The sequence below is a fragment of the Methylomonas methanica genome (assembly GCF_001644035.1).
Taxonomy (GTDB): Bacteria; Pseudomonadota; Gammaproteobacteria; order Methylococcales; family Methylomonadaceae; genus Methylomonas; species Methylomonas methanica_A.
Genome location: NZ_LUUG01000061.1, coordinates 32,855 through 59,646 on the forward strand (window position 1 = coordinate 32,855; position 26,792 = coordinate 59,646).

At 51.9% G+C, this 26,792-nt stretch carries 25 protein-coding genes; 12 read left to right on the top strand and 13 right to left on the bottom strand.

The genetic code is table 11. From position 1 onward, the window contains the following. Nucleotides 1–2 precede the first annotated feature (2 nt). The 10 genes from A1332_RS09300 to A1332_RS09345 all read left to right on the top strand — a co-directional run bounded on the left by A1332_RS09300 (nucleotide 3) and on the right by A1332_RS09345 (nucleotide 15,298). Nucleotides 3–2,333: an MMPL family transporter gene (locus tag A1332_RS09300; RefSeq protein WP_064008215.1), complete on the top strand. Its 2,331-nt coding sequence runs from the start codon at nucleotides 3–5 to the stop codon at nucleotides 2,331–2,333. After that, nucleotides 2,330–3,532, top strand: coding sequence for a beta-ketoacyl-ACP synthase (locus A1332_RS09305; RefSeq protein WP_082879618.1), 1,203 nt, complete (start codon nucleotides 2,330–2,332; stop codon nucleotides 3,530–3,532). Before A1332_RS09300 ends, A1332_RS09305 begins: the two co-directional genes overlap by 4 nt. Next, nucleotides 3,532–4,281: a beta-ketoacyl synthase chain length factor gene (locus A1332_RS09310; RefSeq protein WP_064008216.1), complete on the top strand. Its 750-nt coding sequence runs from the start codon at nucleotides 3,532–3,534 to the stop codon at nucleotides 4,279–4,281. Before A1332_RS09305 ends, A1332_RS09310 begins: the two co-directional genes overlap by 1 nt. Nucleotides 4,282–4,374: 93 nt before the next feature. Next, complete coding sequence (bamE, locus tag A1332_RS09315; RefSeq protein ID WP_064008217.1) at nucleotides 4,375–4,785, top strand: outer membrane protein assembly factor BamE domain-containing protein; 411 nt, start codon at nucleotides 4,375–4,377, stop codon at nucleotides 4,783–4,785. Nucleotides 4,786–4,801: 16 nt separating this feature from the next. Next, complete coding sequence (locus A1332_RS09320) at nucleotides 4,802–6,007, top strand: NAD(P)/FAD-dependent oxidoreductase (protein WP_064008218.1); 1,206 nt, start codon at nucleotides 4,802–4,804, stop codon at nucleotides 6,005–6,007. Between the two features lie 507 nt (nucleotides 6,008–6,514). Then, entirely contained in the window at nucleotides 6,515–9,145 is a 2,631-nt protein-coding gene (locus A1332_RS09325; RefSeq protein ID WP_082879619.1) for a chemotaxis protein CheB, read from the top strand. Continuing rightward, nucleotides 9,129–11,360 carry an EAL domain-containing protein gene (locus A1332_RS09330; protein ID WP_064008219.1) on the top strand — a complete coding sequence of 744 codons (2,232 nt, stop codon included), beginning with the start codon at nucleotides 9,129–9,131 and terminating at the stop codon, nucleotides 11,358–11,360. The genes A1332_RS09325 and A1332_RS09330 overlap by 17 nt, the downstream gene beginning before the upstream one ends. Nucleotides 11,361–11,760: 400 nt before the next feature. Beyond that, nucleotides 11,761–12,381, top strand: a complete 621-nt coding sequence (locus A1332_RS09335; protein ID WP_064008220.1) for a BON domain-containing protein — start codon at nucleotides 11,761–11,763, stop codon at nucleotides 12,379–12,381. Then, nucleotides 12,378–13,502 carry a DUF1207 domain-containing protein gene (locus A1332_RS09340; protein ID WP_064008221.1) on the top strand — a complete coding sequence of 375 codons (1,125 nt, stop codon included), beginning with the start codon at nucleotides 12,378–12,380 and terminating at the stop codon, nucleotides 13,500–13,502. The genes A1332_RS09335 and A1332_RS09340 overlap by 4 nt, the downstream gene beginning before the upstream one ends. 239 nt (nucleotides 13,503–13,741) lie before the next feature. After that, nucleotides 13,742–15,298, top strand: a complete 1,557-nt coding sequence (locus A1332_RS09345) for an HD domain-containing phosphohydrolase (protein ID WP_064008222.1) — start codon at nucleotides 13,742–13,744, stop codon at nucleotides 15,296–15,298. Between the two features lie 249 nt (nucleotides 15,299–15,547). Here the strand turns inward: A1332_RS09345 and A1332_RS09350 are convergent, their stop codons facing one another. The 3 genes from A1332_RS09350 to A1332_RS25265 form a co-directional block, all read right to left on the bottom strand. Continuing rightward, on the bottom strand, nucleotides 15,548–15,991 hold the full coding sequence (locus A1332_RS09350; protein WP_064008223.1) for a DUF2383 domain-containing protein: 444 nt from the start codon (nucleotides 15,989–15,991) through the stop codon (nucleotides 15,548–15,550). 268 nt (nucleotides 15,992–16,259) lie between these two features. Further along, nucleotides 16,260–17,093, bottom strand: coding sequence for a Crp/Fnr family transcriptional regulator (locus A1332_RS09355; RefSeq protein ID WP_064008224.1), 834 nt, complete (start codon nucleotides 17,091–17,093; stop codon nucleotides 16,260–16,262). Between the two features lie 167 nt (nucleotides 17,094–17,260). Then, nucleotides 17,261–17,632, bottom strand: a complete 372-nt coding sequence (locus A1332_RS25265) for a hypothetical protein (protein ID WP_157203981.1) — start codon at nucleotides 17,630–17,632, stop codon at nucleotides 17,261–17,263. 285 nt (nucleotides 17,633–17,917) lie between these two features. Here A1332_RS25265 and A1332_RS09365 point away from each other — a divergent pair, with 285 nt between their 5' ends. Further along, nucleotides 17,918–18,271 carry a hypothetical protein gene (locus tag A1332_RS09365; RefSeq protein ID WP_064008226.1) on the top strand — a complete coding sequence of 118 codons (354 nt, stop codon included), beginning with the start codon at nucleotides 17,918–17,920 and terminating at the stop codon, nucleotides 18,269–18,271. Between the two features lie 194 nt (nucleotides 18,272–18,465). Here the strand turns inward: A1332_RS09365 and A1332_RS09370 are convergent, their stop codons facing one another. The 10 genes from A1332_RS09370 to A1332_RS09410 all read right to left on the bottom strand — a co-directional run bounded on the left by A1332_RS09370 (nucleotide 18,466) and on the right by A1332_RS09410 (nucleotide 25,250). After that, nucleotides 18,466–19,563 carry a protoglobin domain-containing protein gene (locus A1332_RS09370; protein WP_064008227.1) on the bottom strand — a complete coding sequence of 366 codons (1,098 nt, stop codon included), beginning with the start codon at nucleotides 19,561–19,563 and terminating at the stop codon, nucleotides 18,466–18,468. A 130-nt stretch (nucleotides 19,564–19,693) separates the two neighbouring features. Continuing rightward, nucleotides 19,694–21,046, bottom strand: a complete 1,353-nt coding sequence (gene gorA, locus A1332_RS09375; protein WP_064008228.1) for a glutathione-disulfide reductase — start codon at nucleotides 21,044–21,046, stop codon at nucleotides 19,694–19,696. Between the two features lie 10 nt (nucleotides 21,047–21,056). Beyond that, the gene (locus tag A1332_RS09380; RefSeq protein ID WP_064008229.1) at nucleotides 21,057–21,584 is read right to left on the bottom strand and encodes a peroxiredoxin; all 528 of its coding nucleotides are present in this window, start codon (nucleotides 21,582–21,584) and stop codon (nucleotides 21,057–21,059) included. Nucleotides 21,585–21,677: 93 nt separating this feature from the next. Next, nucleotides 21,678–22,121, bottom strand: a complete 444-nt coding sequence (locus A1332_RS09385; protein ID WP_064008230.1) for a DUF2383 domain-containing protein — start codon at nucleotides 22,119–22,121, stop codon at nucleotides 21,678–21,680. A gap of 46 nt (nucleotides 22,122–22,167) precedes the next feature. After that, nucleotides 22,168–22,665, bottom strand: coding sequence for a hypothetical protein (locus A1332_RS09390; RefSeq protein ID WP_064008231.1), 498 nt, complete (start codon nucleotides 22,663–22,665; stop codon nucleotides 22,168–22,170). A gap of 449 nt (nucleotides 22,666–23,114) precedes the next feature. Continuing rightward, nucleotides 23,115–23,936, bottom strand: coding sequence for an alpha/beta fold hydrolase (locus tag A1332_RS09395; protein WP_064008232.1), 822 nt, complete (start codon nucleotides 23,934–23,936; stop codon nucleotides 23,115–23,117). 50 nt (nucleotides 23,937–23,986) lie between these two features. Next, a complete protein-coding gene (locus tag A1332_RS25270; RefSeq protein WP_157203982.1) occupies nucleotides 23,987–24,163 on the bottom strand; it encodes a hypothetical protein in 177 nt (58 codons plus the stop codon). A 19-nt stretch (nucleotides 24,164–24,182) separates the two neighbouring features. After that, nucleotides 24,183–24,533 carry a four-helix bundle copper-binding protein gene (locus A1332_RS24735; RefSeq protein ID WP_082879620.1) on the bottom strand — a complete coding sequence of 117 codons (351 nt, stop codon included), beginning with the start codon at nucleotides 24,531–24,533 and terminating at the stop codon, nucleotides 24,183–24,185. A 207-nt stretch (nucleotides 24,534–24,740) separates the two neighbouring features. Next, complete coding sequence (locus A1332_RS26440; protein ID WP_082879621.1) at nucleotides 24,741–25,013, bottom strand: CsbD family protein; 273 nt, start codon at nucleotides 25,011–25,013, stop codon at nucleotides 24,741–24,743. 51 nt (nucleotides 25,014–25,064) lie between these two features. Then, the gene (locus A1332_RS09410) at nucleotides 25,065–25,250 is read right to left on the bottom strand and encodes a CsbD family protein (RefSeq protein ID WP_064008234.1); all 186 of its coding nucleotides are present in this window, start codon (nucleotides 25,248–25,250) and stop codon (nucleotides 25,065–25,067) included. Nucleotides 25,251–25,765: 515 nt separating this feature from the next. Here A1332_RS09410 and A1332_RS09415 point away from each other — a divergent pair. Next, complete coding sequence (locus tag A1332_RS09415) at nucleotides 25,766–26,791, top strand: SbmA/BacA-like family transporter (protein WP_064008235.1); 1,026 nt, start codon at nucleotides 25,766–25,768, stop codon at nucleotides 26,789–26,791. Nucleotide 26,792: the final 1 nt, after the last annotated feature.

The window sequence follows — 26,792 nt, forward strand, 5'->3', positions numbered from 1 at the left end:
GCGTGTCTTTTGTCTGGCGAAAGCGCTGGTTTGTGCTGCTGTTTCCCTTATTGCTGGCGATTACTTTCTGGCAAATCAAGGTCGAGACTGACCTCAACGCGTTTTTTACCGCTACCGACGATGAAGATTCCCGGCTATTGGCGGGCTTGTTAAAGTCAGGCGAACTATCGCGGCGCTACTTACTCGTCGTGGAAAAGACCGAGCCAGCCCCAGCGGCAGGCACAAGTGCCGGCGATACCTCGATTTCCGTTGCCGCATTGAGTGCTCGCCTGGTGACTCAACTTGCCAAACTCGATGATGTAGAGCAAGTCTGGCCGGCCGACCAGCCGCCCCGCGACTGGGTTGATGCCGTCGCTTCTTACGCGCCTTACCACCCCCGCCTGTTCAGTCTAAATCCGGAAACAGATGCGCCGGAATTATTCGATCCTTCCCAATTGGCAGCTAAGGCCGACGGATTAAAGCAAGCCTTGCTTTCGCCGCAAGGCAGTTTTGTCAAAGCCATCGCCAAACAGGACCCCTTGTTACTGTCTCTGAACGGTTTCAAGGCCTTGCAGAGCCAATTTCAGCAGCAAGCCAAACTCGGTAGCGGCGGCGCGTTAATCCTGCAAAGCCGTCCGGCTGCGCTGGACTCCGAGGCGCAGACTCGCTTGCAAGCGGCGATTCATGCAAATTTCGACAGCTTGAATGCGGAAGCCGGCGGCGTGTTTAAGTTATCGATGGCCGGCGTACCGGTATTCAGTGTGGCCGCGCAAAGTGAGATTAGCCAGGATGTGACGCTGGTGTCGGTGGTATCCAGCCTGGCCGTGGCTTTGGTGTTTCTATTCCTGTTTCATTCCTTTTCGGCCTTGCACTGGGTGATGATGGTGCAGGGCGCTTCGTTTGTGCTCGGCACTTTGGCAACCGCCTTGGTGTTTCCGCAGGTGCATAGTTTGACGCTGGCATTGGGTGCTAGTTTGATCGGCATTTCCTCCGATTATCCGATTCATGTGATGGTGCATTGCGCCAAACACCGCAACACGCCGCTATCGGCGGTCCGCTTATTGTGGCCGAGTCTGTTAATGGGCGGCTTGACCACCGTGATCGGCTACGGTGCCTTAGGCTTTACCGGGTTTCCTGGCTTCGAGCAAATTGCGGTGTTTGCATTGGCCAGCATCATCGCCTCCTTGGGCCTGACTCGCTGGGTGTTGCCAGCCTTACTGACTAATTCTTCGCTACACTCCGCGCATTTGCCGGGCATTGCGGCCTGGGTGGATTTCTGCGGTAAGCACCGGAAAATCTTACTGGGTTTATTTGCTGTTGGCGTCGTTTTAGCCGGGTTATGCCTGCCGCAAATCCGCTGGATGGACGATATGCAGAAGTTGGCGGTAGACATGGATTTGCTGAAGCAGCAGGATGCGGCGGTACGCTCGCATTTTTCCAGTATCGAACCGGGCCGGTTTGTGTTGATACAAGCAGACGACTGGGAAACTGCACTGCAACGCTCCGAAGCCGCCGAGCGTCGGTTGCAGTCGTTGAAGCAAGCGGGGGTGGTTAGCGAGTATCACGGTCTGTTTCCGTGGTTGGTATCTGCGCAGTTGCAAGCTGAAAACGCCAAATTCTATCAAGGTGTTACAACGCCAGCGTTTCAACAAGCCTGGCAAGCGGGCTTAGCCAAGGCGGGCCTGTCAGTCGAGAAATTGGGCAATTTGTTACCCGCGGCGCCTGAGCCATTGTTGCCAGAAAACGTAATGGCGTCATCGGTTAGACACATTCTGTCCGGGCAAATAGTGACCGGCCAAACCGGGGTAATGTTGTCGCTCTGGCTGGGCGAGCATGATCCCGATAAGTTGATAGCCGGTTTGGCTGGTTTGGAAGGCACCCGTTACTTCAGCCAAAAGGATCAACTGGATCATTTGGCAAGCAAATATCGGGACCGGTCTTTAGTGATGCTGGGCATCGGTATCGGCGTGATGGCCTTGTTTATTTGGCTGCAACAACGCGACATGCGCAAGGTGTTGCTGACCTTGCTGCCTTCTCTCGCATCCGTCCTGTTCATTTTCGCCACCTGGGCGCTGATGGGCGAGGAAGTCAGCTTCCTGCACGTCATCGGTCTGTTGCTGTCGGTCTCGCTGTGCGTGGATTACGGCATCTTTTTTATCGAGAATCGCGGCAAAGACGCCGATGTGACTTATCACGCCATCGCCTCGTCGACCCTGACTACCATTGCGTCCTTCGGTGCGTTGGGCTTGGGGAAAACGCCCACCTTGCCAATTCTGGCACTCTCGGTAAGCTTGGGTGTCACCTTGGGTTTTCTGCTTTGCCCTCTACTGATCCAAAAGCCAACCAATAAATGACCTTGTCCCCGCTGATTTCTCCTGTCGTCGTCACGGCCTACCAGTGCGTCAGCGCCGGCGGTGATGATGTGGAAGCCTTGTATGCCAGTCTGATTGCTAACCAAACTTGCCTGAAACCGCTGACGCTATTTGCTATTCCGTTCACCACATTGGTGGGCGAGGTGACTTCACCGTTGCCGGCAATTCGGCCTAGCTTGCAAGCCTACGACTGCCGTAATGCCAGATTGGCATTAAAGGCGCTGCAACAAGGCGGTTTTCGGGCTGACGTGGAGCGGGTGATCGCAAAGCACGGTGCGGCAAGAGTGGGTTTGATATTGGGCACCAGCACCTCGGGCATCTACGACTCCGAGAATGCTTATGCCCGCTTGCACCAAGACGGCGTCATGCCGGACGATTTTTATTTCACCAAGGTACAGACAGCCCAAGCGACAGCCGAGTTTTTGTGGCTGGAACTGGGTTTACAAGGGCCTTGCTATGCCATTTCCACCGCTTGTTCTTCCAGTGCCAAAGCCTTGGCTGCGGCGCAACGCTTGCTTGCCACCGACTGTTGTGACGCAGTGTTAGTCGCAGGAGTGGACAGTTTATGCCGTCTGACCCTGCGCGGTTTCAACAGCTTGCAGTTAATCTCAGCTGAAGCTTGCCGGCCCATGGATGCCGAGCGTCAAGGCATCAACATAGGCGAGGGCGCTGCTTTAATATTGCTGGAAAAGCCTAACGCGGAAAATGCAGATCGGCCCCGCTTATTGGCAGTGGGCGAGTCTTCCGATGCGCATCACATGAGCGCGCCGCACCCTGATGGCGTCGGTGCTGCTACCGCGATGGCGCAGGCCTTGCGCTTGGCGGGACGCGACGTCAGCGAGGTCGATTACATCAATTTGCACGCCACTGCCAGCACCCTGAACGACCTATCCGAGGCCAGAGCAGTAAGTAGCTTATTTCCCAATCCGCCGCCTTGCAGTGGCGTAAAAGGCCTGTTAGGCCATACGCTGGGTGCGGCCGGTGCAGTGGAGACCGTGGTGAGCCTGCTGGCCTTGGAGCGCGGGTTTTTACCCGGCACCTGCGGCTTGCGAGAACCTGACCCGGAATGCCGGTTTCCGGTGGTGGCAGCCCCTAACTTGAAAGTCAGCCCCCGCCTGATATTGAGTAATGCGTTTGGCTTTGGCGGCAACAACGCCAGTGTGTTGCTGGAGGCCGCTTAATGGAATTCATGAGTCTACTGGGTTTTGCGGCCTGTGCGCCGGACGCAGAATTTCGGGCCAGCCTGCCGTTTCCGGCCTTTGATATCAATCGCGAAACCATTCCGCCGCTGTTGCGTCGGCGCAGCAGTCAGGCCATGCAAATGGCCTTTAGCGCGGCAACCGCGGCTTGCGAGCAAGCACAGCGTTCGCCATCAGCCTTGCCGGCAATATTTGCCAGTGTGGCCGGGGAAATTAAGACGACCGACCAGATTTGCACAGAATTGGTCAAAGCCGATGGGGTGATTTCACCTGCCGGATTTCACAATTCCGTTCAGAATACGGCGGCCGGCTATTGGAGTATTGCCCAACAATGCACGCAGCCCGCCAGCGCGTTAGCGGCGGGATCAGACACCTTGGCGATGGCCTTACTGGAAGCCTGGTGCCAGTTGGCTTGCCAGGGCGGGGAACTGCTGCTGGTTTGTTATGACGAAACCTGGCCGGAATATCTCGATCCAGGTCGTGGCAACCCGGCTTTCGCCTGTGCCTTGGTATTGGCGGCTGGAGCAGTGGATGGACGTCTGATGCAAATAGGCAGACCGCAAGCAGGCGAGGCCATTTTTCCGGCGGCCTGGACTAATTCGGTAAATAGTATGCCCATTTTAGCCGCTATTCCTTTGCTTGAAGCGGTTTTAGCTGGAAAAGGGGCACAAACCATAGCGCTAACGCCGCATACGCCGGGTTGGCAAGTTGATGTCGGTGGTTGGGAGTGATGGCGTCCTACTATCCAAAAATAGACGATGGTGAAAAATGGCGGCAACTGAACTACTATTGACCGCTACCAAAACTAACCTGAAGGTATCTCTGTGAAACACTATAAAACATTAGCATTCTTCGCCGCTTTAGCGCTGGGCACAGGCTGCGCATCCAGCAATAAAGCACCCGCTGAGTCAGGCGCTCCGGCGGCTCAGTCAAGCACGGCGCCGGACTCGCGCATTGATGGTAACTTTCCGGCCAATAGCCCGTTCGCCAAACTCAAGCTGGGCATGACTCAGGGCCAGGTTCATGAAATTCTCGGACAACCCACCGACACCAAGTCTTACCAAACCGGCAAAGCCTGGATACCTTTTTACTTTGGTCCGGACGTGATGCGCACCGATGAGTTTTACAAAGGCGTGGGCATCATCACTTACACTGGGGCCGGCATCGGCGGCGTACATTGGACTGTGTACCGTGCTATTTACAACGCCGCTGAAGACGGCTATCCGAACGACTAATCAGTAACCTTTAAACATGATAGCCAACAAGCAAAACAGTTTTGACCATGATGTGGTGGTAGTCGGTGGCGGCCCGGCCGGCTCGACGGCAGCGACGTTGCTGGCGCAATATGGTCATAAGGTTTTGCTGTTGGAGAGCGGTAGACATCCGCGTTTTCATATCGGCGAATCGATGCTGCCTTTTAGTGAACCGGTGATACAGCGCTTAGGCATAGATTGGAGTGACGGCAATCTGTCGAAAAGCGGGGCGGTGTTCATGGACGAAGTCACCGCACAGCGCATGTATTTCCCGTTGAGTGTACACCGCAAAACCTACCAGATAGAACGCGCTCCGTTCGACCAAATGCTGTTTGAAAACGCCGCGAAACACGGCGTCGAAACCCATCAGGAGGAAAAAGTCCTGGATGTTTCCTTTCAGTCTGACGGAGTCAGCATCGTGTCCGATCACAGCCGCTACCGCTGCCGCTATTTGATCGACGCCACCGGCCGCAGCGCGCTGATGGGCAAAAAAGACAAAGGCATCAAACGGATCGAAAATTTGGGTAAGTTCGCGGTTTACGCCCACTTCGAGAATATTCAAGCCAGCGAAGAGGCCGATGAACTATTCAGTTCCGGGAATATTTACGTCCCGGTCGTGGACATTGGCTGGATCTGGATTATTCCCTTGGCCGGGCGGCGCTTGAGCGTGGGCTTGGTGGTGCAGAAGGACAAACCCCGTGACTGTGATACCGAGGAGCTGTTACGCCGGTATCTGGCTTGTTCGCCAGTCTTGAATCGTTTGCTGGCAGGAGCTGAGCAGTCCGCGCCCGCTAGGGTTGAAGCGGATTTTAGCTACACCAATCAGAGCCGTTACGGCGCCCGCTACGCGTGTTGCGGGGATGCCGCCGGTTTTCTTGATCCGGTGTTTTCTTCCGGAGTGTTTCTGGCCTTTACCAGTGCTGCGCGCGTCGCCGACCGCTTGCATCAAGGGCTTGCGGAAGGTCGTGAAGCAGATCCCGAGCTGCATGTCGAAGACGATCAGAATTATCTGTTGGGTTTCAACACGATGCGCCTATTCGTAGAACGCTTTTACCATTCCAACATTGTCCATAACTTGTTCTTTGAAGCCGACCGGGACCCCGATCTGAAAGGGCAGATTGGTCAGCTGTTGGCGGGTGATTTGTGGGTGGACAACAATAAGTTGCAACAAAGTTTGCTGGCCGGCCGCCGAACCGCCAGTTAATAATTCTGCCCGAATCCTCTCTGCCGGCATCTGCACGGTGTAATCCAAATTCCAATTACCACGGCTTTTAGAGATGGACAAGTGCAATGCGGACGCTGTCCAGCGGTGCGCTATTCAATCTAAAAACGTCCGGCGCAGCGCCCATGTGCGTTAGCGTACCGACTTGAGCTTGGGGAATAGCTAGAGTCAAAGCCGCAACCAATGTGCTTGGCGGGTATGCAGACAAGCACTTAATTAATTGTAACTATTCAGCCCTGACAGGTTTTTATCGGGTTAAGCAGACGACAAAGGTGGAGGGGCGAATTCATTCGCCTTTTTGCCGGTATTGAAGCGTCCGGTCGAATGAATTCGACCCTACCGCGAGTTTGCCGAATAGTTAGAATTAATTTTGGGTTGACCGCTTATGACTGTACTCTCTACGTACCTTAAAAATTATGCGTGTTAAGGAATGGCAAAAGGTAATGATGCAATTCTCTGCCGTTCATTTAACCCAAAGTGAGCTGAAAAATGGTTAAAACCTCCCCGGCCGGTTTAGGCTCCAATGCTTTGGCGGTGGTAAGCGCCGCCAAGCCGGCACCCAAAGTCCTGAATACCAGCAAACCCAGTATCGATTCGAATAATACGCCGCCTATTATCGCTATCGGCGCCTCGGCTGGGGGCTTGGAAGCGTTCGAGCAGTTTTTCACACAAGTGCCCGCCAATTGCAGCGTGGCGTTTGTGGTGATCCAACATCTCGATCCCAATCATCAAGGCATGCTGCCGGAATTGCTGCAACGGGTAACACCGTTGACCGTCACGCAAGCAGGGGATCGCATGAAAATTGCGCCGAACTGGGTGTATGTAATTCCTCCTAACAAAGATTTGTCAATCCTGCACGGCAAGCTGCATTTGCTGGAACCGCTGGCACCCAAAGGCTTGCGTTTGCCGATAGATTCGTTCTTTCGAGCCTTGGCCGACGATCAGCACGAACGCGCGACCGGCGTTATCCTGTCGGGCATGGGTTCCGACGGTACTTTGGGGCTGCGCGCCATTAAGGAAAATGCCGGTTTGGCCGTGGTACAAACCCCGGAGTCCGCGCAATTCGATTCGATGCCGCGTAGTGCGATTAATGCCGGCGTAGCGGACATCGTTGCCACTCCACCGGAGCTGTGGGGAAAAATCCTGGCCTATCTACAGCATAGCCCGCGCGGCTTGCATGCCGTGCCGGACATTGTCCTGGAGTTAAAAAATCAAAGTGCGCTCGACCAAATTGTGATCCTGTTGCGCGAGCGTACCGGCAACGATTTTTTGCTGTACAAAAAAAACACCATTTATCGGCGGATCGAGCGGCGTATGGGGCTGCACCAGATTGAGTCGATAGCCAAGTACGTGCGCTATTTGCGCGAGAACCAGCAAGAACTGGATTTGCTGTTCAAGGAGCTGTTGATCGGTGTGACCAATTTTTTCCGCGATCCGGCGGTATGGGAGGCTTTGAAAACCGATGCCATTCCGGAACTGCTCGCGCAGTATCCGGCCGGAAAGGCCTTACGGGCTTGGGTGGCCGCCTGTTCTACCGGCGAGGAAGCCTATTCGCTGGCCATTATTTTTAAGGAAGCCTTGGCTGCCAGCCAAGCGCCGCAGCCGTTTAAACTGCAAATTTTTGCTACCGATCTGGATCAGGATGCGATAGACAAAGCCCGGCAAGGGCTGTATCCGGCCACTATCGCCGAAGATATATCCGCGGAACGTCTGAGCAGATTTTTCAGCAAAGAAGGCGGCGGCTATCGAATCAACAAGGAAATCCGGGAGATGGTGATCTTTGCGCCGCACAACGTGATCATGGACCCGCCGTTTACCAAGCTGGACCTGCTGTGCTGTCGTAATCTATTGATTTACTTAAGCCAGGAATTGCAGAAAAAACTAATCTTGCTGTTCCATTACGCGCTCGCCAATCAGGGGATTCTAATGCTCGGCAATGCCGAAACCACGGGCAATACCGGGCATTTATTCACTGTCATCGATAACAAATCCCGACTTTACCGGCGGATCGGCGCGCCTTTTCCTTTGGATGTAGATTTTCCCACCAAGTTTTTCCCAATAGCACCCATGACTAACGACACCGACAAAACCTCATCCATCGCCAATCTGCAAACCTTGGCTGATCAGTTGTTGCTGCAGCATTTTTCACCGGCGGCGGTATTGGTTAATGCCGGCGGCGATATCCTTTATATCAGCGGCCGCACCGGTAAATACCTGGAACCGGCAGCCGGCAAGGCCAATTGGAACATTCACGCGATGGCCCGCGAAGGCTTAAGACACGAACTGATTAACGCGTTAAAAAAAGCCCGCAGCCAAGTGGAAGCGGTGCACGTTGCCGGGCTCAGCGTCGGTACCAACGGCGGCAGCCAGATAGTGAATCTGACGGTGCAGGCCATCACTAAACCCGAGGCCTTAAACGGCATGTTGATTGTGGTGTTTACCGATGTCGCGGCGCCGGCGGCCGGCAGCGCCATCCGTAAATCGCCCAGCGCCACCCAGAAAGCTTTGCAAAGCGAACTGCAACAAGCCCGCGAGGATTTACAAAGCTTGCGCGAAGAAATGCAGACTTCGCAAGAAGAGCTGAAGTCTGCCAACGAAGAGCTGCAATCGACCAATGAAGAATTGCAATCCACCAACGAGGAGTTGACCACCTCCAAGGAAGAAATGCAGTCCTTGAACGAAGAACTGCAAACCGTGAATGCCGAATTGCAGGTCAAAGTGGATGACTTGTCGCGGGCCAGTAATGATATGAACAATCTGCTGAATAGCATGGAAATTGCCACGATATTCTTGGATAACACCCTGAACATCCGCCGTTTTACCAGCCACATCAGCCATTTATTCAAGGTGATCGCCGCCGATGTCGGCCGGCCGTTATCGGATATTGTCACCGATCTGGATTATCCCTCACTGCAACAAGACGCCCAAGAGGTGTTGCGCAGCCTGGTGTTTGTGGAAAAACAGATCACAGCCCGTGATGACCGCTGGTTTAAGGTGCGCATCATGCCTTACCGCACGCAGGACAATTTAATCGACGGTGTGGTGATTACCTTCATAGACATCTCTGAAACTAAAAAGCTGGAAGCCGAATTAAGGAACAGCGATGAAAAAACGACATGATGTCGGCTCGAATACCGGCGAATTACGCCAACGCGCCGAGCGGCAATTGGCAGAGACCGCGCCGCCAAGTTTCAACGAATCGCAACATAGGTTGGTGCATGAGTTACAAGTGCATCAGATCGAACTGGAGATGCAAAACGAAGCTTTACAAGAAGCCCGGACCGGTGCCGAACAAGCTTTGTTACGCTATGCCGAACTGTTCGATTTTGCCCCGGTTGCTTACTTTACGCTGAGCACGGACGGCAGCGTCCAGCAGACCAACTTCAACGGCGAACGCATGCTGGGCATCGAGCGCGGCAAAATAACTGGGCGACACTTTGCCAATATCGTGGGTAGCGAATATCGACCGGTTTTCAACGGGTTTTTGGAACAGGTGTTCACCAATCCCGGCGCTCAGCATTGCGAAATCGTGCTGGAGCCCGGTGGGCGTCCATGCTGGGTGGCGGTTGAGGCCATAGCCGACAGCGACCGGCAAACCTGTCTGGCCGCCATGGTCGATATCAGCGAACGCAAAAATAATGAGCGGGAGTTAAAACTGGCGGCCACCGTCTATCTGGCTATCGAAGAGGCGATTATGGTGGCTGATACTCAGCATAAAATTATTGCCGTCAATCCGGCGTTTACCAAGCTTACCGGGTATTCGGCCGCCGAAGCCATCGGCCAAAATACGTCTTTGCTGAAATCCAGTAGGCATGATGAGGCTTTTTTTTTCGAGATGTGGAAACAGCTGAATGCCACCGGCCAATGGTTGGGCGAAATTTGGAACCGGCGCAAAAACGGCTCGGAATATCTGGCGCGCTTATCCATTAGCACGGTGTATGGCGATAATGGCCGGGAGATTCGCCGCGTGGCGATGTCGTCGGACATCACCGAACAGCGCCGCGCGGAAGAACTGATCCATAAACAAGCCAATATCGATCCGCTGACCGGCCTGCCCAATCGGCGCATGTTTCTGGACCGCTTGCAGCGGGCGATCAACAAATCGCACCGCGAGCACCAAAAGCTGGCTTTGATGTTCATGGATCTGGATCATTTTAAGGACATCAACGATACCTTGGGGCACGATGTAGGGGATAGATTACTCAAGGAAACCACGCAGCGCTTGACGAGTTGTATTCGCGACACCGACACCTTGGCGCGACCCGGCGGCGATGAATTTACGCTGATCATGAGCGAACTGCATGAAATCAACAGCATCGACCGGGTGGCGCAGGCCATGCTGCGCACTATGACGGCACCGTTTCAACTCAATAACGAACGTTGCTATGTCTCGGTCAGTATCGGCATTGCCTTATTCCCTGACGATGCTGAGACCATGGAAGAGTTGCTGAAGAAGGCCGATCAGGCCATGTATGCCGCCAAAGAGTTGGGTCGCAGCCGTTTTTGCTATTTCACACCGGCCATGCAGGAAGCCGCCGAGATTAGATTGCGGTTAACCAACGATCTTAGGCATGCCTTGATCGATAATCAAATCTGGGTGGCCTACCAACCGATTGTGGATTTGGCGACGGGCGAAATTAAAAAAGCCGAGGCGCTGTTACGTTGGCAGCATCCCACTCGGGGTTTGGTGAGTCCCGCCGAGTTTATCCCGATAGCGGAAGACAGTGGTCTGATCACCGAAATAGGTTCCTGGGTGTTCCATCAGGTAGCCAATCAAGTGGCCAAGTGGCGCGTCAACCACCATGCTATGTTTCAGATCAGTATCAATAAATCTCCGGCACAGTTTCACAATAACAGCGACAAAATGGCCGATTGGTTTGAACATTTAACCCGATTGGGCTTGCCGGGCGGCTGTATTGCCGTGGAAATTACCGAAGGACTGTTGTTGGATAACTCCAGTATCGTCGCCGATAAATTGACAGCGTTTAAAGATGCCGGCGTGCAGACGTCTTTGGACGATTTCGGCACCGGCTATTCCTCGCTATCTTATTTAAAAAAATACCACATCGATTTTTTAAAAATCGACCAGGCCTTTGTCTCCAATCTGGTCGCCAACTCCACTGACATGGCGCTCTGCGAAGCCATTATCGCGATGGCGCACGTACTGGGTATGAAAGTGATTGCGGAAGGGGTGGAAACGGCGGAGCAACGCGACCTGCTACTTAAGGCCGGCTGCGATTACGGGCAAGGCTATTTGTTCTCGAAAGCAGTGACCGCCGAGGAGTTCGAGAAGTTATTTCCGGTTGAAAAGACTGAATCTGCTGTAAGCGATTAGTTAGCGGCGCTCCAGCGCTGACTGAATACAAACGCGATTCCAATCCAGGCGCCATATGCTGCGGGCTAGTTGTTATTCCGGCTGATAAACTTCCGGTAGCCTTCATCCTAAAAAGAGCAGTCGGCGTATTGTGGACCGTTTCTTGAGAGCAATGTCGAGCAATGACAGCTCACAATGCCCTCAACCGCTGGGTGAATCCGCACTATAAAAATCCTCTATCGACGCCACCTCAACGCCATCACCCGGCTAATGTTCGCCAGCGTACAGACTGTGCGCGGTTCTGGCCCTAGAATCGAAATTAGCTTTCAGACCGCCGGATCAGCTAACTACTTGCGCATGTTCCCTATCGCATGCTGAGTCGGCACGTTTTCCGTAAACACTCATCTCCAAGGAATAAGCCATGAACCCTCAAACCGAATACCTCTACAAACTCTTTACCAGCAAACTGTTTGCCATGGCTTGTTTATCGGCCGCTTTAGGGCTGGCCGCTTGTCAGCCGGAAGGGCAGGCGGAAAAAGCTGGGCAAAAAGTCGATAAAGCCGTGGAAAATGCCGGACAAAAGATCGAACAAACCACCGTAAAGGCAGAGCGGAACATTGAAGCCGCGAAAGAATCGGTAGTACAGCAAGCTGAAAAAGCCGGTGCATCCATCGATAAAGCCGCCGAAACTTCCAACGACTCATTGGAAAAAGCCGGCAAACAAATCGATCAAGCCATTAATAACTCCGAAAAACGCATTGACGCGGCCAAGGATGCGGTAGTGGATACCACTAAAGCAACCGGCGAATACCTGGACGACTCGGCAATTACCGCCAAAGTTAAGACAGCCTTGCTAAGCGACGACTTTTTGAAATTGGCACCGATTGATGTGACGACAGTAAACGGCGTAGTCACCTTACGCGGCACGGTGGATTCCGAACAGCTGGTCGGCAGAGCGATTGGCTTGGTTAAAAGTCAGGAACATGTGAATTCGGTACAAAACGAGTTGTTGGTTAAAACCAGCGTGCCGAGTAAACAATGATGAAGTATCCACTGACCAGCTTGGCGGGCGTTTTGTTGCTGTCCGCACCCATGGCGCAAGCTACGCCTGCGGATGATGCGTATATCGCCGGTTATGCCGCTGCCGCGTTGAAGCATAATTTAAATCTGGATATGCCGGCATTGACGGTAAAAGACGGCGTAAACACCTTGCCGGTGGTAGGGATGTCGGCTGCGCAACGCGCCCAAGCCAGTAAAGTCTTGGCGGAGAGTCCCGGCGTTAATGCCGTGAAAATAGCCGAAACCACTGAAGTGCATGCCAAAGAGGCCGCCTCACTTGCCGCTGATCCAACAACATTGACGACAGCCGAGACCTTGGTGTTACCGACCGGACTGCTGCCGACCGGGCATTTGTTCAAATCTTTATTGGCCGATCCGCGCTGGGCGCATTTTTCCGCGGCTTATCGCAATTACCAAAGTAATAACTTTGACGGTCGAAATATAGCGTCGGTCAGCTTTGGCGAAACCATTCCGTTCTATCGGGCCAATATCGGCAATTCCACGGCGCAATGGGAAGCCGGCTTGCAGGCCGGCGTGTTCAGCGACTTCAACCTGGATGCCTCGTCAGCCGACCTGGTGAATACCGATTTCATTGCCTCGATTTACTCCAGTGTGCGTACCGGGCAGTTTTCCGCATTCGGCCGCTTGTATCATCAGAGTTCGCATTTGGGCGACGAGTTTTTGCTGCGCAAGGTCAACACCACATTCGAGCGGGTTAATCTCAGTTACGAAGGCGTAGACTTAAAGCTATCCTACGAACTGCCTTACGGCGTGCGTATCTACGGCGGCGGTGGCGGCTTGTTTCATAGAGAACCTTCCGCATTAAGAAAATGGTCCGCGCAATACGGTATCGAGTTCAGAAGCCCATGGCGCCTGGATTTTGCATCGATGCGTCCGATCATTGCCGCCGACATCAAGAATTACGACCAAAACAATTGGAGTACCGATATTTCGGCCAGAGCCGGTGTGGAGTTCGACAATTCCAAAGTCTTGGGCCGCAAACTACAGCTGATGGTCGAATACTTCAACGGCTATTCGCCCAGCGGCCAGTTTTACAAAGATAAAGTGGAATACGTCGGCTTGGGCGCGCATTACCATTTTTAGTTTGTCAGTCCAAGCAGGCGAAGTGCATCATGATGAGCGCTGTTAGGCCGAATACTAGGGGCGCTTAATAAGCCCTGGTTTCGTCGTTCCCGCGCAGGCGGGAATCCAGAGAAATCAAAAGCCTGGATCCCCGCTTTCGCGGGGATGACGGTTTATCGAAGTGCTCACAAATATTCGCTGACATTATTACCCCATAACCCAAGACCGCATCAATCCTTCAAACAACCTTGGCGTCACCGATGCAAACAGCTGAAGACTATGCCGCGACACTGCTGGCAGCCGATAAAGCCTTACGATTTTCGGAGGCGCGTTTTCGCCGGCTATTTGAAACAGCTCAGGATGGTATCCTGCTGCTGAACGCGAAAACCGGCACTATTGAAGAGGTTAATCCTTTCCTGATGCAATTGCTCGGCTACTCGCACGAGGAGTTTCTCGGGAAAAAGCTGTGGGACATCGGCGTATTCAGAGATAGCGCACTGAACCAGGCCGAGTTTAGCGAATTGCAGACCAAAGGCCATATCCGCTACGACAACCTGCCATTGCAGACGAAAGACGGCCGCAGTATTCCGGTCGAGTTTGTCAGCAATATCTACGAATGCGATGGGATTGACGTCATCCAGTGCAATATTCGCGACAACACCAAACGCCATTTGGCCGAGATCGAGTTACGAGCAACGTCGCGAGCGCTGAAAATGCTTAGCGAAAGCAACGTAGCCTTAATCAGAGCCACCACGGAAACCGACCTGCTAAACGAATATTGCCGGATTGCCGTTGAAACCGGCGGCTATCGGATGTCCTGGGTGGGATTTGCCGATCTCGGGCCGGACAAGCGCGTGGATGCCATAGTTTGTCACGGCCACGATGACGGCTACTTGACCATCGCAAATATTAGCTGGTCGGAGACTACGGCCCATGGTAACGGCCCAACCGGGAGGGCGATTCGTTCGGAAAAAGTTCAGTTCGTCGAAAACATCGCTACCGATCCCAGCTACGTGCCCTGGCGAGAACAGGCGTTGCAGCGCGGTTATCATTCTGCGATTTGTCTGCCGTTCCGACTGTCCAGCAAGGCGGTTGCCTGTTTGAATCTGTATGGCGACAAGATTGACACATGGTCGACCGCCGAACGGCAGCTATTGCAGGAGATTTCAGGTGACGTCGGTTTTGGCATCGCCGCGCTACGCACCGCAATAGCTAAATTTGACTATCAAGAACAACTGCGGGAAAGCCTGGAGAAAACCATACAGGTGATTGCCGACACCGGTGAAGAACGCGATTCCTACACTGGTGGCCACCAAAGGCGCGTCGCCAAAATTTGCACAAAAATCGCCACCGAATTTGGCCTGGACGCCGATAGAATTCACGGTTTACATCTGGCGGCCACAATACACGATCTGGGTAAAATTGGGGTGCCGGCGGAAATCCTGGCCAAACCCCGGCGTTTGACGGCGATGGAATTTGGCTTGATTAAAGAACATCCGGTCATCGGTTTCAATATTCTGAAAGATGTGAGTTTTCCTTGGCCGATTGCCGAAATTATTCGTCAACACCACGAACGGATCGATGGCTCCGGCTATCCGCAGGGCCTGCATGGCGACGATTTGTTACTGGAATCGAAGATACTAGCGGTCGCGGATATAGTCGAAGCGATGGCCTCGCATCGGCCTTATCGCCCGGCGTTGGGCATTGATGCAGCGCTAACGGAAATTATCAGGCAACGCGGGATTAGTTTGGACGAGCAAGTGGTCGATATATGTTTGCGGGTGTTTCAGGTGCAGGGCTACGTCATCGAAGATTAGGTAACTTTTAAACATCCGTTATGCCAGGGTATACGGCAATACCGTTAAGTTAAGGATTTGTAGGTGCGAATTTATTCGCACTATGGGCGCCTAAAGTCGAATAAATTCGACTCTACAGCATGTCCAACTCTTAACTTATCGGCATTGGAGTATACGCGGGCCATAAGTCAGAAAGGCGAATTCAGTTTATTGATGCCACTGGGCTCCCGCTGTCGCGGGAGTGACGAGCATGAATTAAAAGAACTTTCGCTACGCCATCACGGCGTTCAACAGACTATCTAAAGTCCGCATATGTCTTTGTTGAGCAGGCAGTAGTTTCGCTTCAAGCAAACCGCGAATCTCGGTAGGTAATTCATGGTCCTGTAGCGCTTTTTCATATTCTTCCAAGCCGGTTAATTCGCCCTCGCGCAATGCTTTTAGCGCGGCTTGCTTACCCAATAAATTAGCGCAGACTATCACTATTTGCGCCCAAGTTCCCCAGGCGCCCGAGTCTTGCACAACTGTGCCGCCCAATTGTTGGATTTTGCCCTGCAAACTGAAAACGGCTGCCTTATGTTCCTCAAAAGAGCACATTAAAACATCCATTTCGCCCAGCGCAGTCTCTTTCCGAAATTTATTCAGTGCCTGTTGATACGCTGCTACGGCGGATAATTCATTTTGTAGCAAGCTATTGATTAATGGTATGTAAGACATAATGAAACTCCCAGATGATTGGTTTCGGGGTTATTTACAACGAGTCGAGCAGTTGAGTGTGCCGGTTATTATTTAATAACAGGGCTGGTTGAAAGTCGGTGCGCTGCCGCACAGCGCTAAGCGCAACGGGTAAAAATATCGTGACTATTCAGCCATTGCGACTTTTTAGGGTGGCTAAGCCGCGCATCCGCCACGCTCGCCGGATGCGCTTTGCTTATCCTGCCTACGATTGCTTTACGCTGTTTTCACTGAGTAATTACAGAAATATCTAGCTAATGGACTTATTCAGATTGAGCGTATCCAAAGGATGCTTGGACGTTTTGTCCGAAACGCCTGGTACTGATACTGATTCGCTGAGATTGTCGGGGGCCTCGGCCGAAATAGGTATCAGCCTGTCAAATTCGACTTTTATTACCTGATAGCACTCGCAAGCTTGTTCTTCCAAAGCCGCCCGATTCAACACGCTGAGATGGCCTCTGCTACAGCTGATCAGGCCTTTTTTTTGTAGTTTGCCGGTAGCATCGGTGATGCTTTCCCGGCGCACGCCAAGCATATTGGCGATGTGATCATGGGTTACCAGCATCTCGTTCGAGGAATATCGGTCAAGATTTAGGAGCAACCAGCGGCACAGTTGTTGGTAAATGGAATGGTGGCGATTGCAAGCCGCAGTTTGGGCGATTTGGGTCATCAATGCCTGTATGTAACGCAGCAACAACTGGAATAAAGATTTATCCGTGCTGCTCCCGTCCCCGGATTCGAATTCTTTAATGAACAATTGTCGCCGCAGCCTGTACCCGTAGCCGGACCTGCTGATCACGGCTTGATGCGGCATGGTGAGCCCGCCCGTAAACAGGCCCAGGCCGATAAAGCCTTCGTTGCCGACGATGGCAAGTTCGCTTGAAGTGCCGTCTTCAACGATGTAAACATTGGACACCACGCTCGTCGTCGGGAAATAGGCGTAACGCAATTCGCTTCCCGGCTCGTATATGACTTCGCCGCAAGACATTTGAATAAGTTCCAGATCAGGCAGCAGGCGTTCGTAAGTCTCAGCCGGCAATGCACCCAATAGTAAGTTTTGGCTAGGGCTATTTATTTTGGTCATAAGCAGTCTCCATCTGTGTTGTTGGCTTAAGTGCCTCTAGTTTCGAGGTCAAAATCCTACTGTTATAGATTTTCGAGAGTTTTTTAAAGCGCTATATCGGATTTAAGCGATGGGAAGACAGGTAAAACTTGCCGAGCGGACGAGTTTGTCCTGTCTGCCCAAATCGATTAAAAGGATTGTGGCTTATGGCCTTTTTTTATTTTTTCTCTGAAATTACCGAGTTTGCTTTCCAGTTTGCCCGGCCTTTTGCGTGAGCACCTTTCCAGTTCCATATCACCTAAACCTGAAACATAGCCATCGGCATCTTTGATGGTTTGAGTTAGGTATTCCTGCTGTTCTTTATTCATAACGGCTCCCTGATAATTTGTAATGTCACCAAAGCTAAGAGCATCCACCGTCGGTGCTCGATAAAACTTTATAAATAAAAAGGGAAGTGATCGGTGCGCTAGCACACACAGTGACAACTCTAGTGCGCGGTTAGCTGTGGTAACAGCATCGCCTAGATTTTGCAGATAGCTATCGCGAAAAAATAGCAGCATGAGTATGTGTGCCAGCGAACCGACTTAATCACTGTGTAGAGCGTAGACTCAAGCTTTATCGAAGAATGAATTACCTAGGTCGGAAAGCCGGAGCTGTGCTTTGTGCAGCCTAACGTGTATTCGGGAAACAATTCAATCCATGAATCAAATGGAATCGTAAATATTCAGTCAAAACAGCCTAAACCAATCGTAGGCTGGATAAGCGGAGCGCATCCGGCAATCTTGGTGGATGCGCACGGCTTATCCACCCTACAGATCACTATCCACTAACCAGAGTGAATCATCATGAAAACCAATAAAACAATCAGCAATACCTCTGACAATATCAAGCAATTTTCAAAAGTTACCCGGATAGCGGGCGTGCTGGTCATTGGCCTGGGTGCCATCATGCACCCGGCGAATGCGGAAAATTCGCAAGTCAATCCGGCTAAAAAATCGCCTGACGGCAAGGGTAATTTGCCCACCTTTGCCCAAGCCGATGTTAATGGCGATCACGTCGTCACTAAAAGCGAATTACAGAATTTTCCTTACTTATTGCAAACCTTCGACAAAGTGGATGCCGGTAACGACGGCCAGTTGGAACAGCATGAGTTCCAGAACTTGAAAATGGAAACCAAGCGGGAAGGCGAGGTGAAGTAAGTCGATAGACAAAGGTTAACACATCGCCTTGTGCCGCCGAGGCTTGACAAGAGGAAACCGAATAAAGATCGAAGTCGCTCTATGAACCAGCACACCGCTGAGGCGGGAAACCATGTTTATGATTGTTGTCTTTGGGTTCCCGCTTTCGCGGGAACGACGAACTAAGGCTTTCGAGTTCCGTCTGGTAAATTACTTCAGTCCGGTAAGGTACAGGTAAATTGTGTACCTTCTGTGGCTTTGAACTTTTTCTTGGCTTCGTACATTCTAAAATCAGCTTGGTTAACCAATAAATTGGGCTCTTCAAACTCGTTCGGACCGGTCTGAACAATACCGACACTCAAATTTACATCCTCCAACTCTTGTTTAATAACCGTATTTAGGCGTGTGATGTAAATGTCTTGGGCATGGATTTCTAGGCAGTTTGGCAGAATCAAACAAAATTCATCTCCCCCGTATCGAAAACAGCGATCTTCTATCCGCGATACTCTTTTTATTGCCGCAGCAACAATCCGCAGGATTTCGTCGCCACGCTGGTGACCTTGAGCGTCGTTTATGGCTTTGAAGTCGTTAATGTCGATATAGGCAATCGACACCGGTTCAGAACGACGCTGAGCCGAGCGCAGGGTTTGCGTCAGAGTTTCCGTTAGATAGCGCACACTCAACAAGCCTGTCAGTGAGTCGATGCGTGTCATTTGCTCCAGTTGTTGCGTACGCTCCCGAACTTTCTCTTCCAGTACGCAAGCATAGCGTTCGGACTTTTGTTTGGAAATTTCGATTTCCGAAACCAGGCTACGGATATAGGTTTCAAACACCAGTGTAATGTCGAATAAAAACAGTTTATCCAGTGCCGCTACCATGGTCTGGCGCTCGGTGTCGCCGGGTAATGTCTCAAAAATTATTTCGATCAATAAACTTTTTAGCGTGCTGATTGCCGAAAGGTACAGCTTAGGCTCTACCCCAATCCGCTTATGAACTAAGCCAATTCGCAGGCGATTATTGACATAGTCGAGATCGTAAACGCCACTGAATAGATCGAGCACATAGCGACGTTGGGCATTTTTCAGACGATGCAGGGTATCGGCGTCGCCGATTAACAGCGCGATTTCCGGGACACTGGTTTGCATTTCGTAGAAGCGAGCGACCAAAGAATCGATGCGGACGGCAATGGCATTGCCAAAGCTGCTTAAGACCATAAAGTCGTCATCGGTCAGCGACAGCAAGGTTTTGCGATTGGCAATATCAAATTCGGTAATTTGCAATTGTTCCAGCAGGGTTTGATCGGTCTGCTTCACTTACCCTCCAGATGGTCTAACAATTAACCCGGCGTTTCAATATCGTTGTCCCCGCGCAATTGGGGGGTAGGAAAGTCAAGCCCGTGGCTCCACACATTGGCCAGAATCATAACTTAATCGGAGTTTTTCGTTAAGCAACTTTGCATGTTAGAGTAACAAACTCTTCGGCAGCTGTTGGGTGGATGCCGATAGTCGAATCGAAGATGGCTTTGGTCGCGCCGGCACGCATCGCCACAGCCATGCCCTGGATAATTTCCGGTGCATCAGCGCCTATCATATGCAGACCGATCACTCGGTCCGTCTCGCGCTCCACGATCATTTTCATCAGGGTGTTTTCGTCCTTACCCGACAGCGTGTTTTTGATGGGTTTGAATTCGGTTTTATAAATATCGATGTCCGGATACTTTTGCCGCGCCTCGGTTTCGGTTAAACCGACGCTGGCGATAGTAGGCTGGCAAAACACGGCGGTGGGGATGTTGTCGTAATTCACCGATCGCGGCTGCTTGGCAAATAAATTACTCACCAGTGCTTCGCCTTCGGCTATCGCTACCGGCGTTAGGTTGATCCGGTCGGTGACATCGCCCAGCGCATAGATAGAGGGCAGATTGGTTTGATAGTGACTATCGACAATGATCGCGCCGTTGTCGTCCAAAGCCACGCCCAGTTGTTCCAGGCCGAATCCCCGCGAATTGGGGGTTCGGCCGGTGGCGTACATCACCAGGTCGGTCGTCACGGTATTACCGTCCAGCAAGCTGACGCTATAGGCATCGCCATCCGGCGCAATGGCTTGCACGTCGCAATTAAATAGAATCTTAATGCCTTGCTTGCGCATCGCTACGGCCAGAAAGTCGCGAATATCCTCGTCAAAGCCTTCCAACAGTTTTTCGTCACGTTGACAAATAGTCGTATCGACACCCAGGCCGTTAAGAATGCTGGCAAATTCGACCGCTATGTAGCCGCCACCGACAATCACGATGCGTTCGGGTAATTTTGCTAGGGAAAATAGTTCGTTGGAAGTAACGATATGCTGCTTGCCGGCTATATCCGGCACAAACGGCCAGCCGCCTGTGGCCAGCAAAATGCGTTTAGCCGTGCACTGGTTGCCGGCGACCGCGACGGTGTGGGCATCGAGCAACTGCGCTTTGCCATTGAAGATGGTCACGCGGTTTTGTTGCAAGTGGTGTTGATAGACCGCTTGCAGGCGCTCGATTTCCCGATTTTTGTTGGCGATTAGGCTGGGCCAATCGAAGGAGGCATTGTCCAGTGTCCAACCAAACCCGACCGCAGCGGCAAAGTCGTCTTTAAACTGCGCGGCGTATACCAACAGTTTTTTAGGAACGCAGCCCAAATTGACGCAGGTGCCGCCAAAGTGGCGAACTTCCGCAATCGCAACTCGCGCGCCCTGATTGGCTGCTGCATTGGCGGCGCGCACGCCGCCGGAGCCGGCACCCACCACGAACAAATCATAGTCATACTCTGTCATTGCAATAGACTCATTTCTGCTGTTGCAGATAAGCCAGCATGGTGTCCACATCACTGAGGGTAAACGGATCGTCCGGGCAGTTATCGATTTGGCCGGGTTCGCTAAAAAGTTGCAGAATTTTTTTGTCTTCAACCAACATCGAATAACGCCAGGACCGGCTACCGAACCCCACATTGTGTTTTTTCACCAGCATGCCCATGGCCTCGGTGAATTCGCCATTACCGTCAGGCAGCATTTTGACGTCGGCGATTTTTAGATACTGACTCCATTGATACATCACAAACGCATCGTTGACACTCAGGCAATAGACTTCATCAATGCCATGAGCCTTAAGCTCTTGGTATTTGGCATCATAGCCCGGTAGATGCTTGTTCGAACAAGTGGGGGTGTATGCGCCGGGTAACGCGAAAATCACGATGGATTTACCTTTGAAAATCTCGTCGCTGCTGACGTCTTGCCAGCGGAATGGATTTTCGCCGGCGACACTTTCATCGCGAACACGGGTTTTAAAGATTACGTCGGGAATAGTGGTAAGCATGCTGTGGAACTCCTTGAAACTGTGACAGGGGCAGCGGGATCTACACTGCTCTTGTTTGCGGGATTAAAGCCTGCGGGGAAGCTAGAAGTGTCGCTAAGCGGCCAGCGAGCTCATCATTTGATCCAAGGTATCGATATGGGCGTGTTGCGCGGGGAGCAGCTTGAGTAGGATTAATGTGCGGATATTGGAACCGAGTTTCTGATCTAACAGGGCTTTTTCATAGTCTCCCAGACCGCTCTTTTCGCCTTCCTGCAATACTTTTAACGCGGCTTTTTTACCGAAGACATTGGCGCCGCCTTGAATCAAACTGGCCCAAGAACCCCATACACCGGAGTCCTTGGCCGGTGTACCGCCCAGTTCGCGAATTTGAGTCTGCAAACTGGAAACGGCTGCTTTATGCGCTTCGTAAATCGGCAGCAGTAACTCCGATTCACCGAGTGAAACCTCTTCCTTAAGTTTTTTTAATACCTGACTGTAGGTCTCAGTGGCGGCAAGTTCGTCAATGAGTAAACTGTCTATCGTTTCAATGCTGTGCATAGTAAAAGTCCTGTGTGGTGGTTTTTTGTAATGCGGCAAAGGCGCATCAAACGGTGATCGTTACTTCTTCCGACGAAGAAATATCTTCGGCTTCTGCCTCTTGGAAAATCGTGTTTGCGGCACCCCGAGTCTCAGCCGTTGCCGTATTCACGGCAATCAGCGTGCGCCCGGCTTTGATTTTTTCTTGGTAGTGCGCGGCTTCATGCGCCGGGATGCCGACGCCAATTAACGCGGCAATTAAATCGGCAACCTGGTCGATTTTAGGTGTGCGACTTAATTCAACCATAATCGGCCCGGCGGCGATGAAGCGGCCGATGCCCGGAATTTCCAGGCTGTCGATTTTGCTGGTCCACTCCAGGCCGTAGCTATCCGTTTCGGCCTCATCGGCATTTTCGTCGGCGGTTTGTTGGCGGGAGGGGAGGGTGGCGTTATCCAGAAATAACAGGGATATTTCAGTGTTAGAAAACCCTGCCATTTTCAGATTATTAACGATAGTTGCTGTCTGACCGATGTCTTGGCAGATACAAAAAACAGGTTTATACATAATAGTCTCTTCGATCTGAATAACAGCGTATTTTGCTACTGCTATCGGGATGAATATTTACGGCGATTTTATTAAAGAGGGCGGATGTCACTCAGAACTCCTGCCGCTCTTAATAATTTATTTATCGATCACTAAACTATCGAATATTTGTTATTCAATAGCTCGTATTGAGGTTTGAAAATACAGTTAAACCAGGTTGGAGTCGGTACGCTGTCACACATTCAGGGTAAATAATGATTCTGATCAGCAAGAACCGTCAACTCAGCGTCATATCCGCCAATGCCGTTAAGTTAAGAGTTGGACATATTGCAGTAGGGTCGAATTTATTCGACCTTTGGCGTTCCTGGTGCGAATAAATTCGCACCTACAAGTTCTTAATGCTATTGGGGGCAGTACCTAGTGCAATGGATGGTAGGCTTCGAATCATCCATAACCCACGATTCCTCAGTTCAAGGTTTAAGAAACGCAAGCAGGTCGTTATTTAGCTGGTCGGTATGCGTGTCGGCCAAGCCATGCGGTCCACCTGGGTAAATTTTCAGCGTTGCGTTCTTAATAAATTTGCTTGCCGCCAGCGCAGAGGCGGCAATCGGCACAATTTGATCGTCGTCGCCGTGGATAATTAGAGTCGGTATCTCGAACTTCTTTAGATCGTCGGAAAAATCGGTTTCGGAAAACGCCTTGATGCATTCGAATTGGTTGAGCAGGCCGCCTTGCATGCCTTGAAACCAGAATGCATCGCGCAGGCCTTGGCTGACCGTCGCGTCCGGCCGATTGGCACCGTAGAACGGAGACGTCAGATTCCTGAAAAATTGCGAACGATCAGCGGCGACGCCGCTACGAATGCCGTCAAACACCGTGATGGGCAATCCAATCGGATTATTATCGGTTTTCAGCATCAGCGGCGATACCGAACCCACCAACACTGCGCCGGCAACGCGTTGGCAACCGTGGCGACCTATATAACGCGCCACCTCGCCGCCGCCGGTCGAGTGGCCGACCAAGGTTATGTCATTTAGATCAAGTTTTTCGATGAGTTCCGCCAGATCGTCGGCATAGGTTTCCATATCGTTACCTATCCATGGCTGATCAGACCTGCCATGACCGCGTCTATCATGGGCAATACAACGATAACCGTGCGCCGCGAGATAGACCATTTGCTTCTCCCACGCATCGGCGCTTAGCGGCCAGCCGTGACTGAACACTACGGCCGGTCCCAATCCCCAGTCTTTGTAGTGAATTTTTGTGCCGTCTTTGGTGACTATGGTGCTCATGGTGGGTTCTCCCGGGTTTGCTTTGGACAATAGGAATGCGTGTTGTTAGCTCAGCACAACACTGAGTAAAGACTGGCGCGGCACTTGATTTTGCCGAGTAGGGAGCTGTTTGCCGCGTGATCGCCTGACCAGGTGGCGGGGGCCGGCAAAGTGGTCTCCGGAACTGTCGCGCAGCTGGATAGGCCCATTACCACTACCGCCGCCAATAACAGAGATACAGGGCGCATGACGGCGGAAAATCCGGGCTTAATGATGTGTGCTGAGCATTTGCCGGCAACTGTCGGCGCATTGTTGGCAGGCGACGACGCAATCCTTCATGTCACCGATTTCATCGCATTCCGCCGCACAGGCTTCGCAAATCTCCGCGCAAAGCTCGTGCAGGCGATGCAGAAAATGCGAACCGGTCAGTTGAAAATTTGCCGAAGTCTGACAGATCTCGGCACAGTTCAACATCAGGCGCAAATGTTTGGCTTTGACGTGCTTGCCGCCGGTTTCCAGGCAATGGTTCATCGCGGTTTGCAGGCAAATCTGGTGGCACAGGCTGCACGCCGCTATGCAAGCTTGCGTGGCATGTTCTGATTGGGATGTTTGATGCATGGAATTCTCCATAGAGTAGGGGAGTCAATTCGACCCGGAAGCAAATGCCGACCGGGAAAGCGCCAGCTTTTGCCGCTAACAGTCAGGCTGTTACGTGGCACTTGTAAAGACGCCTGATATGGCTTCTCTACAGGGTTATTCGGGCAGCTGGCCGGCTAACGTCACGCCAAAGGGGGGCGGCGATCAGTCCACCGGCCAGCTGTTTTCTTACTTGCCTTCCTTAATGTCCTGCTTGATATCGCCATAGCCTTTCTGAGCTTTGCCGAGATTTTTTTGGACATTACCTTCCACTTCCATACCTTTGTCGTCGATGATCTTGCCGGTCACTTCCTTGACCTTGCCTTTGGTTTCTTCGACCCGGCCTTCCACCTGATCTTTGTTCAACGGGGTTTCATGGTCAGCGGCGAGTGCGCCAAACGAGCATAAAGCGGTGAGTACGCCGGCCGATAAAATATAGCGTTCGGTTTGGGTAAATTTCATGATGTTGCCTTTAGGAAGTTGGATATAGATTCGGTGTGCTGGCGACCGCTGTTATTCGTCGTCCACAGCCTTTTTAATATCGTCCTTGACATCGCCAAAGCCCGACTGAACTTTACCGACGTGTTTTTGCACCTTACCTTCCAGTTCCAGCTCGTCGTCGTTCATTAGTTTACCGGCGACTTCTTTGATTTTGCCTTTGGTCTCTTCGACTCGGCCTTTTACTTGATCTTTGTTCATGATGATTCCTGGTGGTGTTTTAATTTTATTGAAGCGAACGAGCGTTTTTCAGGGCTCGGAACAAACCATACTCGTGACCTTGATCAAAGTCGGTGCGTCAACGCACATTGAGCCGGTAGCCGGTAGCAGCCTTTGACTGCGCCAAGCCTTCAGTCGCAGCAGCTCGCCAAGCGGAAACTTTTATTTATGGGATGTGGGTGCTCTAGCGTACAGACTTGCAGTGCAATGCGGCGCATCCTTTAATTGGCGGTTGCCAGCGTTATCATCACGATGTTATCAACCCGGTCCTTAATCCCTGGAGTCGTCATTCCCGCGGAGGCGGGAATCCAATATAGCTCCTGGGCTCCCGCCTTCGCGGGAGCGACGATATTTAAGGGTCGAGTTAATGGATGCGCTGAAACTTCGAAATCGCCTACCTAAGTTACTTGACGTGGAGTGCTACCGTGCCGGGCCAATCTGGATTTTTCTTTAAGTTTCTGAAACTGGCAGGGCCCTTTTGGCGGTCTGAGCACCAGATGCGTATCTGTAGACGGACCTTGAATTTACTGATTTTGACTGTGCTGCAAATTGTCATTGCGGTGATGATTACGCAATGGAGCGCGGCGCTGTTCGACGCCTTGGAACAGCGCAATATGACCGGGCTGATGACCCAAGTTCGCGATCTGGTATTAATTTTTTTAGCCAGCATGCTGGTGACGGTTTTACATTTAAAAATCAAGCGGGATTTGCAAATCAGTTGGCGGGCCTGGTTGACGGCGCACGTTATCGGCCGCTGGATGAACAAAGGCCATCATTACCAAATCGCCCAGATCCTGACGGTGGGTCACGACAATCCCGATGGCCGCATCGCCGAAGATATTCGGATTGCCACCGATGAAGCCGTTAATCTGTGTTACACGCTGTTTTACAGCTTGTTATTGCTGGCAAGCTTTACCCAAATTCTCTGGACGCTGTCCGGCACGGTGATGTTGGATTTCGGCGGCATGCAACTACCCATCTATGGACACTTGGTTTGGTTGGCCCTGTTGTATGCGGCGCTGGCCTCGATATTGGGATGGTGGGCCGGCCGGCCGTTGACTTTGACTACCAATGCGATGCAGACAGTTGAAGCCAATTTTCGCTTCGGTTTGGTCAAGGCCCGGGAGAATGCCCAAGCCATTTCCGCGCATAAGCGCGAGGCGCACGAAAAAAAGCGCTTTCTTAGTCTGTTTCAAGACATTAACGGTATCTATGACCTGCAAACGCGGGCTTGGGAACACATTATTTTGTTTAGCTCCGGTTATGCGGTGCTGTCGATGGCACTGCCCATTCTGATCACCGCGCCGCGCTTTATTCTGGGGAGTATCACCCTGGGCGCGTTAATGCAGTCGGTGCAGGCCTTTCAACAAATGGCCGCGGCCTTGTCCTGGCCGGTGAATAACATGCCGGTGATTGCCCAATGGCATGCCTCGGTTGATAGGGTGTTAGGTTTGGTCGAGGCCTTAAATGATTTAGAACAGCAGCAAAACATTTGCGCTGAGCCTTCCATCGAACTCGAATAAG